The 15,065-nt window shown below is 44.6% G+C and carries 11 protein-coding genes; 5 read left to right on the top strand and 6 right to left on the bottom strand.

Translation table 11 applies throughout. From position 1 onward, the window contains the following. Positions 1-35: 35 nt before the first annotated feature. From R8G66_02005 to R8G66_01995, 3 genes are all read left to right on the top strand, one after another. Entirely contained in the window at positions 36-1,277 is a 1,242-nt protein-coding gene (locus R8G66_02005) for a caspase family protein (protein ID MDW3191099.1), read from the top strand. After that, positions 1,274-4,024: a TonB-dependent receptor gene (locus R8G66_02000; protein ID MDW3191098.1), complete on the top strand. Its 2,751-nt coding sequence runs from the start codon at positions 1,274-1,276 to the stop codon at positions 4,022-4,024. Before R8G66_02005 ends, R8G66_02000 begins: the two co-directional genes overlap by 4 nt. A 119-nt stretch (positions 4,025-4,143) precedes the next feature. Beyond that, positions 4,144-4,749, top strand: a complete 606-nt coding sequence (locus tag R8G66_01995) for an OsmC family protein (GenBank protein ID MDW3191097.1) — start codon at positions 4,144-4,146, stop codon at positions 4,747-4,749. A 92-nt stretch (positions 4,750-4,841) separates the two neighbouring features. Here R8G66_01995 and greB read toward each other — a convergent pair whose 3' ends face one another. Together greB and R8G66_01985 are read right to left on the bottom strand one after the other, a co-directional pair. Then, entirely contained in the window at positions 4,842-5,321 is a 480-nt protein-coding gene (gene greB, locus R8G66_01990; protein MDW3191096.1) for a transcription elongation factor GreB, read from the bottom strand. A 189-nt stretch (positions 5,322-5,510) separates the two neighbouring features. Continuing rightward, positions 5,511-6,731: an FAD-dependent oxidoreductase gene (locus R8G66_01985; GenBank protein ID MDW3191095.1), complete on the bottom strand. Its 1,221-nt coding sequence runs from the start codon at positions 6,729-6,731 to the stop codon at positions 5,511-5,513. A 238-nt stretch (positions 6,732-6,969) separates the two neighbouring features. Here R8G66_01985 and R8G66_01980 point away from each other — a divergent pair, with 238 nt between their 5' ends. Both R8G66_01980 and R8G66_01975 read left to right on the top strand, forming a co-directional pair. Then, the gene (locus tag R8G66_01980) at positions 6,970-7,296 is read left to right on the top strand and encodes a helix-turn-helix transcriptional regulator (GenBank protein MDW3191094.1); all 327 of its coding nucleotides are present in this window, start codon (positions 6,970-6,972) and stop codon (positions 7,294-7,296) included. Beyond that, entirely contained in the window at positions 7,293-9,950 is a 2,658-nt protein-coding gene (locus tag R8G66_01975) for an FtsX-like permease family protein (GenBank protein ID MDW3191093.1), read from the top strand. Before R8G66_01980 ends, R8G66_01975 begins: the two co-directional genes overlap by 4 nt. A gap of 37 nt (positions 9,951-9,987) precedes the next feature. Here R8G66_01975 and R8G66_01970 read toward each other — a convergent pair whose 3' ends face one another. The 4 genes from R8G66_01970 to R8G66_01955 all read right to left on the bottom strand — a co-directional run bounded on the left by R8G66_01970 (position 9,988) and on the right by R8G66_01955 (position 15,064). Further along, positions 9,988-10,248 (bottom strand): hypothetical protein, encoded by a 261-nt coding sequence (locus R8G66_01970; protein MDW3191092.1) that lies wholly within the window; start codon positions 10,246-10,248, stop codon positions 9,988-9,990. A 310-nt stretch (positions 10,249-10,558) separates the two neighbouring features. Next, the gene (locus R8G66_01965) at positions 10,559-11,461 is read right to left on the bottom strand and encodes a hypothetical protein (GenBank protein ID MDW3191091.1); all 903 of its coding nucleotides are present in this window, start codon (positions 11,459-11,461) and stop codon (positions 10,559-10,561) included. A 250-nt stretch (positions 11,462-11,711) separates the two neighbouring features. Continuing rightward, the gene (locus R8G66_01960; GenBank protein ID MDW3191090.1) at positions 11,712-13,562 is read right to left on the bottom strand and encodes a prolyl oligopeptidase family serine peptidase; all 1,851 of its coding nucleotides are present in this window, start codon (positions 13,560-13,562) and stop codon (positions 11,712-11,714) included. Further along, a complete protein-coding gene (locus R8G66_01955) occupies positions 13,559-15,064 on the bottom strand; it encodes a sodium/solute symporter (protein MDW3191089.1) in 1,506 nt (501 codons plus the stop codon). Before R8G66_01955 ends, R8G66_01960 begins: the two co-directional genes overlap by 4 nt. Position 15,065 lies beyond the last annotated feature (1 nt).

Here is a 15,065-nt window from a genome sequence, read left to right as displayed (position 1 = left end):
ATTAATGGATATCAGGATCAGGATTGAAGCGAGAAATGCCTAACAGACAAAACTTGATCAAAACCGGTTTACTTGGCTTTTGGATGCTCTGGGGGCCAATTACTCTGCTTGCCCAACAAAGCAAGTACGCACTGGTGGTTGGTAACGCTGATTATGCCTATCTGGAAACCTTGCGGAATTCAACAAATGATGCCAATGATATGGGCGCCTTGTTGGAGAAAATGGATTTCGATGTGGACCTCTACACGGACCTGAGTAAGGAATCCTTTCAGGAAGCCATCAAAGAATTCAACCGAAAAATCAGGAATTACGATGTGGTCTTATTTTACTACGCCGGGCATGGATTGGAAATTGGAGGTAAGAACTATTTCGTGCCCATCGATGCGATTGCAACTTCCATTTCAGAGATCAAACGCAATTGCGTGAGTGCAAACTCCATCATTTATTCCATCAAGGCAGCTGAGGCCGATGCCAATATCATCATTCTGGATGCCTGTCGCAGCAATCCGTTTACGTTGGTTAGTGCTTCAGACAAGAATGACGGACTGGCATTAATGGATGCGCCACCTGGCACCATTATCTCCTTTGCGACGGCACCTGGAAAAGTAGCTTATGATGGCAACGGAAGAAACGGAGAATACACCAATGCCTTGCTCACTCATATGGGGGCTTTTGATGTGGAAATTAAGGATGTATTCGCCAATGTTCGAAATTCCGTTGTTCGCCGAACCAATGAGAGACAAGTGCCATGGGAATCAACCTCGCTTACACAACCAATCACGCTACGTCCAAAACCAGAAGTCCCAATCCAGGTTAGCATTCTGGAGGGAGATTCGGTGACCTTTGAAGGCAATGGTGAATTACACGCCGTTTCGAATTTGAAAGGAGTAGCATTTAATTGGTATTATGAAGGCAAGCAGTTTACCAATGGTGCGGTGACCCAGGTCAATCGGAAGGGCCGCTATCAGGTGAAAGCGATCAGCCAACAAGGACAGATCATCTTATCTGAGTCAATCATTGTGACCATCAAATCCTTTGTTAAGCCACATACCTACATTGAAGAAGGGCAATTTGTCACCTTCAATCAACGGGGATTATTGCACGGCAGATCGAACGTGAAAGGAGATTTTAAATGGCTCAAAGGGACCAATGTTGTCGCCGAAGGGTACGAATTAGAGGTAAATATTCCCGGTGTTTACCGGTTTCAAGTGACGACCAATGATGGTGATCGAGTTGCCTCCGAGGCTATAATTGTTCGAATAAAAGGCGCTAAATGAAATTGAAGATTCTTTTGTGGGTATTGGCAGGTTTTCCAATGGTAGCTACGGCACAGTATGGGTTCATTACAGGGAAAGTATATGATCGATTTGGACCATTGGCGAATGTCGCTGTGAATATTGAAAACTCGCCTTATGGAACCTATACGGATGATAATGGCTACTATGCCTTTGAAATTGATACGGGATTCCACAACCTGAACCTGAAGCTCCCGGGTTATAATGAAACCGTGATCACCATTGAGTTGCAGAACCTTGATCAAAAGGAATTGGACGTAGAAATGGAAAGCGAATTAATGGATGCAGATGTGGCCACGGGGACCAAGACTGCAGTGACACAGAATCAATTAGAATCACCCGTGCCCATTGATGTGGTATACGGGCATCAATTGCTGAGTACAGGTCAGGTGGAGTTGGCACAGGCACTGCATCAATTATTGCCAAGTTTTTACGCTGTAAAGCAATCCATCGATGATCCGATCAATATGGTAGATCCTATATCATTACGTGGGCTTGGCCCCGATCAGATCCTTGTGTTGGTCAATGGGAAAAGGAGACATAAAAGTGCCTTTCTGAACATTCAGGATGTATTTGGGCGAGGAACCGCAGGTACAGACCTGAATACGATTCCACTCACAGCCATTGATCGGGTGGAAGTATTGCGAGATGGGGCTTCCTCTCAATACGGTTCCGATGCGATAGGTGGAGTCATCAATATCATCCTCAAGCGCCAACCCTCCACACCAGTGATCTCTTCTTATGCTGGAGAATCCATGGAAGGAGATGGCGGGATTGAGAACATCGAATTCAACTACGGCATGGCGCTCAAACGCAAAGGCTTTTTGAATGTAACTGCAGCCTATAATAAACAAGATGCGGTCAATCGGGGTGGGGCCTACAGTGGTCGACTTTTCACCTCTGATACACTGGAGAGATTACCCAATCTGAGAGATAGTGTCCTTAGTGAATCCCCGTTTCCAAATAATACAGCATATGAATTGGGGAGCAGTAGCTTTCAAAATGGGTCATTTCTGGTTAATGCCCGCCTGGAATTGACTGATCAATTTGACTTCTATGGTTTTGGAGGTGTGAATTACAGGTTGGGCTCCATTAACGGCGCTTTTCGTTATCCCGTACAAAGCGATCAAATTGTACTGTTGTATCACCAATGGGGATTCTCTCCACGAATAAATTCTGAATTAGAAGATCGGTCTCTGAACATGGGAATTGATGGTCATGTCGGGGAGTGGTTCCTGGATGTAAGCTTCTCTACGGCAAGTTCCAAATTCGATGTGACCGTGGAGAACTTCAATAATGCTTCTCTGAGTATTTTAACTCCTTTGTCCAGTTTCACAGGTGCTTATAAGTATGGTCATGATATTTTTGGTTTTGATGCCTCCCGCGAGTTTCAACTAGGACTTGGCGAAATAGATCTGGCATTTGGTGGAGAATTCCGACAGGAACAGTATGATTTGATTGACGGTGAGCTGGAATCCTACCAAAATGGCAACCTGATTGACCCCATGGGTAACTTCATAGAAGATTCGACGCAATGGGGAACTGCTGCTACGGGAATGCAAGGCTACTTTGGTGTCAATGAATCCGATGCGTTGGAAGAAATACGGACCAATGGATCTTTCTATGCCGAGTTAGATTATTCGTTAAATAAGTTCCTGCTGTCGCTAGCCGGTCGGTATGAGGAGTACTCTGATTTCGGTGCACAAACAACGCACAAGGTGGCCACAAGATACAAATTTGCGAATCAACTGACAGTAAGGGGTTCCTACAATACAGGTTTTAAGGCTCCTAGCTTACACCAATTATATTATCAGCGTACGTCGACTCAACCCCTCAACGGAGCGATTCAAAACGTACAATTGATCAATTCACAAACACCTATTATAGGGAATTTTCTTCCGTTTGTAACAGTGCTCCAGCCCGAGACCTCCGAAAGCTTTAGCGTGGGAGTTACTTCCAATATCAATCGGAATATTTCCCTGAGCATTGATGCGTACCGAACAGATATCAAAGATCGAATTGGACTGACCTCCAGAATTCCAATTCAGGCATTTAGAGAGCTTGGTGAAGGAGATCCTTTCCTTGAAGAACTGGTAGAAGGTGTTATCGACTTTTATATCGCAAATGATGTTCAGTTTGTGGAGTTGTTTACGAACCTTTTTGATACGCGTACCAGGGGATTTGACGCGGTTTTAGCAGCACAATATAACTTTCCTAGAACAGCCATCCATTTTAATTCAAGTTTGAGCTATATGGAAACAGAAGTATTGGGAGTCGAGGGGTTAGATGGCGAAACAGTAGAGGATAATTACCGGGCAGAAGCCGTTCAGATAGAGTCGTTTGTTCCTCAATATCAATGGATTAACAATTTTTCAGTTACACTGAACAAGATCAATTTCACAATAGGCCACGTTCGGTATGGAGAAACAGAGTTTTTGCACCCCAGAGATAATAATCCTCTTAATTGGGAATTGAATGAAAACTCAGGACAGGTGGAGTCCAGGGATCAGCAATTTGCCGCTAAAGATCTATTTAATTTTGACGTGAAATATCGCTTTTTTAACAAGCTGGATATGACCATTGGTGCCCTAAATGTGACTAATCAATATCCTGATAAGCTAAGGCACAGCGAAAATATTCGAAACGGTGTATTCACCTATAGCCCTAATGTTCGGCAATTTGATCTTCGGGGAGCATATTTCTACACCCGATTGAATTTCACTTTTTGAGCGTAGCTGCTCCTGGCTTAAAAAAAGGAAGGTGCAAGTGGTGAAAGTGCTTATTCGTCCATTTTCGTCCAATGATTATGCAATCGTAATCATACATTTGCCGGAGAAGAAAAATTGATATGTCAGAAAAGAAGTTTTATCGAGTCGGTGAACTCAGTTCAGAGCAACCAGCAAAAACCCAATATGAATCGAAGAAATTCCAAAAGGCCAAACACCCCGAGCCGTATCGTTTCGAAGTAAACCTTAGTGCAGAAGCAGGTACGAAGCAAAGTAAAACGGGTGTGGTTTCGGTGAATATACCTGGATTTAGTCCGGTTAAATTGTATTGTGATGAACAACCTCCGGTAGGAGAAGATACTGCACCACCACCATTGGCCTTCTTTTCTGCAGGAATTGGATTTTGCCTCATGACCCATTTGACAGATATTCTTACAGCCCGTAAGATCCAGGTAGATAGCCTGAAATTAGAACAGCGCATCATCTTCAGAACCAATCTTGGACACATGCGTGAGCACGGATACATGACCAATGGCGGATGTGACATGGTAGAGACGCATGTGATCATTGACAGTCCCGAGCCTGAGGAAAATATCAAGGACTTACTCAATGAAGCGGAGAACGGATGCATGGCGCATTATGCACTTAGAAACCCGATCCCCTGGTCGACCCGATTAGTCTACAATGGCAAAGAAGCGATTAATCGAAGCTCAGAAAATAACGATTGATTAATAATGTAGAAACTGTCAGATTGAGCCTGTCGAAATCGACTTGATTAGTAAATGGACTGTGAATCCTGGATTGGCTTCGGCAAGCTCATTTAGTTCTTTACATATTCTATCGAAAGAATGTGCCACACAAAGTTGGCCACCTTCGTCTCCACAATCGCTTGATCACCCACTTTTTTATCGAGTAGCGCTTTGGCCATAGGAGAGTCCATCGAGATGTGATCTTGATTGCCAATCAATTCTTCGTACCCTACAATTCGCAAGCGCTTCTTTAGGCCCTTTTCCTTGTTCTCAATTTCCACCCAGGCCCCAAAGGACACTTTCCCATCCATATGAGGGTGATAATCAATTACTTTAAAGTTATCTATGCATTTACGCAGGTAAAGCAGTCGTTTGTCGATTTCACGAAGACGTCTTTTATTGTAATGATAATCGGCATTTTCGGATCGATCCCCGAGACTGGCAGCCCAGGTCACTTTATTGGTAATGTCTGGTCTTTCCACTCGCCATAGGTGATCGAGCTCCTCTTTCAAACCTTCCATCCCTTCCGGTGTAATCAACTGTGATCTCATCGTCTTTCTTAATTGCCTGCAAAATAAATGCATTGGATGGACAGGAGAGCAGGATTGAGTCGATTTGTATGTACGAGTACATCTTATTAGCCCAACTGATTAGCGCGTGTAAATATTTAGCAATCGTAAAGAAGAAGGACCCGTATTTAATACGAGTCCTACCAACATCCAACAGGAATGATCCTTATATTAAGGCATCCAGGCATACCCGTGCCTGTTTTTCCAGAGGAAGTATTTCTCCAGCATCACTTTACCAAAATCATTGAGTACATTAGGTATAAGAATGGCAAACTGCCTTGGTTTGAACAAATGATTCGCTAGGAGGTAAACTTCCTTATGGCCTGCATCCATGATGCATATGGCTGGGATTTTGCCCCAGGCTTTTTCTTCCAACTTTGTATCTCCGTCAACCAATTTTACGATGTTATTCGCGACGATCTTTCCGGTTACGTCACTGGGATATCCTGTTTTTGGTACGCCAAATGGCGTGTTTTTGATTTCAAATGGAGCAGGGACTTTCACTGCCAGGCCAGCTGCGAATACATTATCATATTTGATGTGCTGGTAAGAGGCCTTTGTTTGTACAAATCCTTTTTCATCAACCAGTTCCGGGGTATTTTTCATGACTTCTGCACCTTCAAATGGAGGCATAAGCATGGCCATTTTATAAGGGAGTTCTGTACCATCCTTAAGAATGATCTTATTTTCCTCAATTTTGTTAATGCTCGCATCTATGATCCATTCAATGTTGTACAGCTTCATGAACATTTTGAGCATACTTTCCCCTCCAGGCATGCCATCAATTCCAAAATGTCCGATGTAAGGTTCCGGGGTGATCCAGTAAAGTTTTACCCGATCACGGACTTTATGGCGTCGCAATTCTTTGTCCATATTGAATAGGTATTCATAAGCGGCACCCATACAGCTTGCTCCTTGTGTGGCTCCTACAATTACAGGCCCAGGATCTTTGATTAGTTCTTCAAAGGCTTCCTGCGTCTTCATGGCCAATTTGGGAATAACTATGTTCTGGATCTTGTTGTCTTCCGGCCTCAACCCGTCAAGGAAGTCAAAATTCATAGAAACGCCTGTAGCGACTACCAGATAGGCATATTCCAACAGGGTACCATCCTGAAGACAAACACGGTTGGCATCCGGCTCTACACGTTCGGCACGCTGCTCGATAAATTGGATCTTTTTCTTTTCTAATATGGGGCGGATGTCAAAGCGAAGATCTTTGACCTTGCGCCGGCCGAAAGGTACCCAGATCAAAGAAGGTACATATAAGAACTCATGGGTTGGAGAAACAACGAAGACCTGGTATTGATCTCGTTTCTTTCTGAGCTTTTTACTCAATTGCAAAGCGGTAGTGTAGCCTGCAAAATTGCTGCCGAGGACGACTATATTTTTCATGATTCCTGTCGTTTGATTTCAAGGACTAAGCTAGGAGACCAGCAAAGACAGGTAGGTGACTTGAGTCAGGAATCGAGTTGATGTTTCTTATAGTCAGTGAGTTACGTAACAATTGTTACTAAAATCTGTACAGTTTGTAAAGGTGACTTGTAATAAAACACAAATAGGATTACATGGTTTTTCTACAAACAGGAAATATAAATTGATACATTTGTATACAAACAGGAAACATTGATCAATGAAGGGAACTAATCTGGGAGAATTCGAAGAGTTGGTTTTGCTCACGATCGGGGTGTTGGGTGAAGAAGCTTATGGGATTTCCATCAGGGCTTATTTGAAAGAAAAAGCCGGAAGGAACCCTAGTATCGGTGCTTTGCACAGCGCGTTGACCCGACTGGAAAGCAAAGGCTACCTTACTTCTTCTATGGAAGGAGCGACTGAGGACAGGCGAGGTAGAAGGAAGCGATTTTATTCACTCACTACTTATGCAACCGATGTGCTCAAACAAATTCATGCCATGCGATCTGAGATGATCCGAATGATCCCAAGTGTTGATATACCATGAAGTCAGTTGATCCTCCACGTATATTAGAAAAGTTCTTTGCCTGGTTCTGTCACGAATTGCATCAAGAGGGACTCGAAGGAGACCTCTATCAGCTGTTTGAAGAACGAGTAGAAGAAAAAGGTCCTTTTCTCGCGCGGTGGTATTATTTCATGGACATGGTCTCTTTACTGCGGTCCTCTGTTTCCCGACCATTATTCAAAAACTCAAAAAGTACACAAATGGATCTGTTGAAACATTACCTCAAAGCGTCCTTTCGCTTTGCCCGACGCAAGAGCGTTATTTCTTCAATTAATCTTTTCGGACTATTGCTTGGCATCACCAGTGTTACCCTGATTGCGATCTATGTCAATGATGAAGCGGCTTACGATCAGTTCATTCCGGGTCATGAAGACAAATACCGGGTGTATCTCCGCAACTATGGTTTGGAGGGCGAATTTCAGAAAAGCGTGGCCATGGTGCCACCCATCTTTACACCCTTTGTCACGGAGAATTATCCTGATGTAGAGAAAATGGGACGGGTCTTTTTTGATTATGGAGGAACCCTGTTTCAGGTTGGAGACAAGAAGTTCTCGGAGAAGCAAGGGGTCTATGCAGAGCTTGCTGCCATGGAAATCCTGGATTATCAATTGGTGGAAGGTGATTTCGATCGATTGAATGAACCGAATACCATGTTGGTTTCAGAAACACTGTATAAGAAGTTCTTCGGAGAAGCACCTTTCGAATTTCAAACGGTGAAGTTGACCAGGTCGAGTATGCAGATTGTGGGTGTATTCGAGGATCGGCCCGGGCAAACTCACTTAAAAGTAGACTACATCTTTTCCTTCCAATTGTTGACCAAATATGTGCCTGATCATCGCATGAAAAGCTGGCGTTGGCAACAATTCTTCACCTATGTACAATTGAAGAAAGGGGTAGATCCGGAGCCTTTATTTGAAAGTATCCGCGCAGGAATTGCAAGTCAGTCCAATGAAATCACAGAGAAAGTAGGCTTCACTTATCGCCCGACCTTTCAGTCATTGGCGGATATCCACTTACATTCGAAAGGCTTTGATTTCGATATTGCCGAGGTATCCGACTATCAGGCAGTGATCTTTTTACTGATCAGTGCGATCATCATCTTATTAGTTGCGGCTTTCAATTACATCAACCTGACCACTGCCCAGGCTTTGTATCGAAACAAAGACATCAGCGTACGAAAATTTGTCGGCGCAAAAAGAAAGCAATTGATGGGGCAATACGTGCTGGAGTCCATCATGTATTGTTCTCTCGCAGGTTTGGTGAGTCTGGGCGTTGTGGCCTTGTTGCTTCCTTATTTCAACAATTTCACAAATAAATCCTTCGAGCTCTTTGATATTGTTTCCTTGGAAAGCGGATTGCTCTTCGTTGGTTTTATCATGTTACTAGGAGGTGTTTCGGGTTGGTATCCCGCGTTATTGATTACCAAAATATCACCACTGGATTCCTTGAGAGGGCAAGTACGACTCACCAGGAATCGGAGTAGGTGGGCAGTGCTGTCCTTGAAAAATTCGCTTGTTGGTTTGCAATATGTGCTCTGCACGGCTCTGATCATCACTTCATTGATCATTCAGGATCAATACGATTATTTGCGAAACACGGACATGGGTTTCGAGAAAGAAAACCTCCTGTACATTCCCATTACACGTAGCATGAGAAGTGATCTGGAGGCTGCAAAAGCGACGCTTTCGGAACATTCGAATATCACCCATGCCTCGTTATGTTATGGGATCCCCGGAAGCATGGTGGCCGGAGATGGTGTGGTGCTACCAAAGGTGGGGCCGAATGAATTCAATACTCGGATGTTCATTGTAGATGCGAATTACATTGAAACGATGGGCATGCGCATGATTGCGGGGCGAGGTTTTTCTCCGGATTTGGAAAGTGATGTGCAGGACGCCTTTGTCATCAATGAAACAGCTGTAAAAGACTTTGGGTTCGCCAATGCGGAGGCAGCCGTAGGGGAACCCATGAACTGGAAGATGTGGCGAGAAGAAGACACGGTGAAACGTGGCCGGATCATTGGGGTAGTCGATGACTTTAATTTCAATAGCTTACATAACCCCGTTGAAAAAGCAGTCCTTCACATTGATCGCGATAACTTTAGCTACATCCTGCTTCGATTAGGTAAAGGAGACTACCGCGAGACCATTGCACATTTGGAGACAGCTTATCGAAAACTGGAACCTGTTCGACCCCTGGAATTCGAATTGGTGGATCAGCAATTTGCTCAGATGTATGAGTCGGAGGAACGCTTGAGTAAGATTTTTTCCATCTATACATCAATAGCGATTTTGGCCGCTGCAATTGGATTACTTGGATTGGTAAGCCACAGTGTGACACGACGTTCAAAAGAGATCAACATTCGTAAAGTGCTGGGAGCCAGTCAACAAACCATCTTGTCTATTCTGGCGACCAACTATTTTAGACTAGTAGCAGTGAGTTTATTATTTGCCGTGCCATTGGCGTACTATGTTGCCGAGCTCTGGTTGGAGACTTTCGCTTTTTCTGTAGGGATCACGCCCTGGGTTTTTGTGAAAGTTTCAGTGTTTGTATTCCTGATCACAGGAATTACCATTGCTTATCACACGTTCAAAGGCGCGACCACCAATCCGGCAGATCGGTTGAGGATGGAATAAGTTCAGGTGTCATGTATTTAATAATCCCGGGAGAAGTTCAGTCTGGTAGAGGTTCTTCCGCAGGATTTTTTAGCAGTTTGCCGTACTTGATCAGAAGCAATGACAACACAAGAATGGGACTGATGATGATTCCTGCTGTCAAATAGTTGTAAACGATCGCTACACCTGTCAGTTCGAATGCCAGGTCTTCAAAAAAGTCTTTCCAGTCTCCGGAAAGCACCAGATGTCTTATTTCCCAGAAAGTCCATAAGCTCCCAATACCGCCAATGGCAATCCATCTGCAGGATGTTTCCGGCAAATTGGTCAAACTATTTAATGAAAGGAAAACGGCATAGGTGATCCAGGCAGAACCTGCGATATGACCTATTTGATTAGTAAGCCATCAGTACGGATCATTTTTAAATGCTCTGGGTGAGAAGAACTTGATGATGTTTTTAATCAGACTCATGGCAATGATATAGTCAATGAAGTAACTTAGTTAAAAACATTCAAAATGACGGCATGGAGGAAGCCAAATACCATCACTAAGTTCGAGGACATCTGGTAAAATAACTTCAAAAAGACAATTGTACCCTTCTTAAGACTTGTTTAATCCAACTGTAATAACGCTAGAAATTAATCGCTACTTCTTCTTCAAGGGTATTCGCGTGATGTCCCCATACTTCATCGATCAATAGCGTATCGTTGGTCGGTTGTCGTAGGCCATAGCCATACAGGTCCCAGCGATGATCACTGACGTCAATGGTGAACTGGACAGTCGTACCTCGCAAGGTGTGAGCGGGAGGATGCATCATTTGGATCACTTCTTCATAATTGCGATCGCCATCGAAACGATAAGGTCCACTTCCTGAACCATAAATTTGATCTCCCTCTTTGTCATATTTTACCCAAATGAAGTGAGTGGGAGTGATCAGTTTCAGATACCCCATCATTGCTGGGTATTCATAGTAAGATTCGTTGGCATCGTAGCGATATTGGTGTAGGTCCCATGTGCCAACTAGCTGATTACTCTCGGCCACGGGTTCCTGCGTTCGGACCCATATTTCTTCTATTTTAGTGGAATCCGCAACGACCATCAAACCCTCATCAAAGTCCATTTCCATTTCTTTGGCATAGCCGGTGTGATACCATTTCCCATCTTCAAACCTAACTTCAAATGGAATGGATTGCCCCAATTCGCTGCTTGCAGGAGGATGGAAAAAGTCAATGTTTTCAACGTATTGATTTTCTCGGCGCACGTAGTTGCCGCCACCCATACCAATCATCTGGTCATTTTTTAAGTCATACATGACCCACGTAAAATGAGTAGGAGTCAGGTGTTTCTGATAAAGGATCGAATCTCCATGATCTCGCCACTGTTTGGTAGGATCATCAGGCGCAATAAACGATACCAGATCCCAGGTGCCAACCAATGAAACTGGTTCTGAGGAAGTTTCTTGCAATTGAGGGTTGTTCGTTTGCGCACAAGAGAAACAAACCATTAGAAAAATCAGAAGAGATAAAAAACGCATGACATTATAGGTTTGATTTTGCAGAATATAAAATATTCTTAGGTAAAATCCAACAAATACAGAAGTTATCTTGTGTCAAGAGGGACTGTTTTGCGAAATTTTTAATGATCGGCAAATTGATGAGGATTCTGCATATTGTTATGTCTAGAATTTCACTAATTACCCATCACCCTATTGTTATTAAGTTAAGTTTCGTCTACGTGACCCGGACATTGCGCATTACATGTACCGCATCCTTTAGGGAGGGAAATCATTTCAAGTATTTCTCAAACCACTTTTGCAATCGGGTGTACATGTCAACTCGATTTATGGGATTGAGGAATCCGTGAGGTTCATTGGGGTACGAATGACTTTCAAATTCCTTTCCTTCCTTGTTTAAGATCGCTACGGCTAGTTCAAACTGGCGGAAAGGTGCCCTTACGTCAGCTTCTCCATGCATGAGCAACAGCGGCGTTTCTACTTTATTTACCCTTGAAAGCGCATTGCTGATGGCATAGATGTCAGGTTTTTCTTCCGGAGAACCGCCATGACCTGTTTTGATGAAGATTTTACCAATCCGATCCGCATTGGTATAGGCATCCCCGAAGTTATAGATTCCGGCCATTGGTACTGCCGCGTCAAATTGCTTCGGCGCTCGTGTGATGGCGGCCATAGATGTAATTCCTCCATAGCTGTAACCGTAAATTCCTACCAGACCATTCGACCAGGATTGTTCCCGGATAAAGTCGGCTGCCTGTGCTGCGTCCAGTGCCTGTCCGTTGCCCCAGTCATTGATGCTGAGGTTTTGGAAGGGCCTGCCAAAACCAGAGCCACCTCGATAGTTAACGGCCAGTACGACGTATCCTTGTTGCGCCAGGTATTGTTCTGTAAGGCTCAATCGCTTGTAGTAGGTGTTCGTGCCACCACCGTGCACATGAACCAGGGCTGGATACTTTTTCTGAGGATCAAAATCCGGAGGCAGGTACATAAAAGCTTGAATGTATAATCCATCCCAGCTGCGATAGCTGATTTCTGGCGGGTCTTTTAGTCCTTCCCATTCTGTGGAAAATGCTGTCAGTTGTTGGGTGACTCCTCCTGAGGATTTTAGGTAATCCACTTCAGGTCCCCGCGTCGAAGTTGATCGGACGAAAACAAAGGCATCCGCATTGGCAGTTGCATGATAGTTGAAAAAGGTACCCCCCATGTTGGTAACCCTTGTGGCGATGCCTCCGGAAGATGAGACTCGCCATAACTCAACCTCTGATCGTTCCTGGTAAGGAAAAAATAACTCATTGCCATCGCCGGACCAGAAAACTGTGTGATTGAAGAGAAGGTCGGTGGCATGAATCTGCATGTTTAGCTTACGATCTTGTCCCTTCTCCACATCAATAAGATAGATGTAAGATAAGTCTTCGTACCAGTACTCCGCTTTAGCATTGGCCATTACTGCTAAGGTCTTTCCATCCGGTGACCAGACCGGGGTAGACATGGCCATCAATGTACTCGATACTTGTCGTTCATTTTTTGTCTCCACATCAATGACCCAGATGTCATCTTCCCAGTAATCGTTCTTGAAGGAATAGTAGGCTAATTGCTTACTATCTGGTGACCATGACGGGGCAAATCGGATATCATCATCTGCCATAGAAGCTTGTGTCAATTGAATGGGTTGGCCACGGCCATCAGCAGTAACCATCCACAAGTCTTGATGACCAGACCTACCACTGTAGAAGGCAACCCATTTGCCGTCAGGGGAAGGGCGTGGATCTCTTTCGTCTTGTTGATCACTTGTCAGTCGGATGGGGTCGCTGCCATTAAGTGTCGATTTCCATAAATCTCCCTGTGCACTGTACACGAATTGCTGACCATTAGCAAACCAGGAAGGAGAGGAGCCTGTCACTAAAAATCTGGGCGTAGAAGGATTATCAATGTTGATCAGGAAGATGCCGGTGTTTTCAGGTGTAGAGGCAACGACTAATGCGAATTTTCCATCCGGCGAAAGGACTGCTTGTAGTGCGCCATGATTTTTGGTAAAGATATTTCCCCAGGTCAAGGGCAATTGTTCTTGTGCGGCAACATTGATCGCTGCCAGGAATAGTATGACACGGAATATATGGCTCATTTATTAACAGATTTAGACGAGAAATAAGGTTTCCAGGCTTCAGGTTCCGGAGGTGGAGTAAATCGACTAACCAGGATGAATAACAGGATACTGGTCCCAAACCCAGGAAGTACCGGATAGATCTGTGGATCACCGAAGGCCTTCCAGAGCGCCGTGACTAAAACTCCTCCGATCATTGCAGCAATCGCCCCTTGTTTATTGGCTCGTCTCCATAGTATACCTCCGACAACTGGTGTAAAGAATCCAGCTCCCATGATAGCGCTGAATAGGATCACAATGAATTGCACCAATTCACCCTCAGCCCAGCCCATCAGGATGGAGATAAGCGGGAGTATTCCCACGATGACGATCCCGATTCGAGCCACCAACAATCGTCGACTTTCGGAGGCTTTTTGATGGATCAGATTTTGGTAAATGTCTTCGGAAAGGGCCGATCCTGCCACCAACAATAATGAATCTACCGTAGACATCATGGCAGAAGTCACAGCTGCTAACATAAGGGTACCTACGAAAGTGGGCAGTACAGTCTTGGCTACAATAGGCATGGCCAGGTCACCTGTAGGTAAGTTGGGAAACAAGACCATTGCGGTGAGGCCAAGGATAAACACCAGCAGATTGATGCCAGTCACCACGATGATGGTCAGCAGAATGGCTCTCCTGATGGTACGCATGTCTTTCATGGCATATAGCCGAACAACTTTCTCCGGTGTTGCAACGGAACCCAGAAAAAAAGCAAGACTCAAAGTAATCAATAACACAGTTGGAAAGCCACCCCAATCAAAAGCCAGAGGTTTGATCAGGGTTACTTTATGGATGAGGTCGGAAAGTCCTGTGAAATGATCTAACGCCAAAGGAACAGCAACGATGGTCCCAACGATCATGATGATCATTTGTAGAAAGTCGGTGTAAGCCACGGCCAGCATGCCCCCAACGACGGTATAAACCAGCAAGATCAGGGTGAAGATGACCATACCGGTGGTAGGAGATAGTCCGAAAACAACATTGGCCACCAGGCCTCCAGCCACAATTTGCGCCTGAATGTAGATGACCGTAGCGAGGAGAATGATAACGGCACCGGTTCCACGGGCAGTTTTACTTTGGTAGCGTCTTTGTAAAAATGCAGGTAACGTTAATTCAGTGACCCTTGTGAATCTGGGAGCAAGTACAGCCACCATGAACCAATAGGCGAGGGGAATGACCAGTAACACCCAGGTGAAAGACCATCCAACGGCATAGATCACACCGACAGTCCCAATGAAGGTGCCGGCACTGGTATGTGTGGCTGCCATGGTAGCACCACCGACTCCCCAGCCGAGCTTGCTTCCGGCGATCCAATAATCTTTTTCGGAATTGGTGAGCTTAAGACTGATCCACCCGATGAAGAAAATCAGCAGGAAATAACCTGCGAAAATGATGTACTGCCAATTCATTTGCGTTCCGTCCAAAACATCCAGATCAAATATGCTACGACGATCAGACCCAGAACCAGAAAGAGGCCCCAAA

The sequence above is a fragment of the Cytophagales bacterium genome (genome assembly GCA_033344775.1).
GTDB lineage: Bacteria > Bacteroidota > Bacteroidia > Cytophagales > Cyclobacteriaceae > JAWPMT01.
The sequence above is the reverse complement of the archived record's forward strand: the minus strand, read 5'-3'. Positions and strand labels throughout refer to the sequence as shown.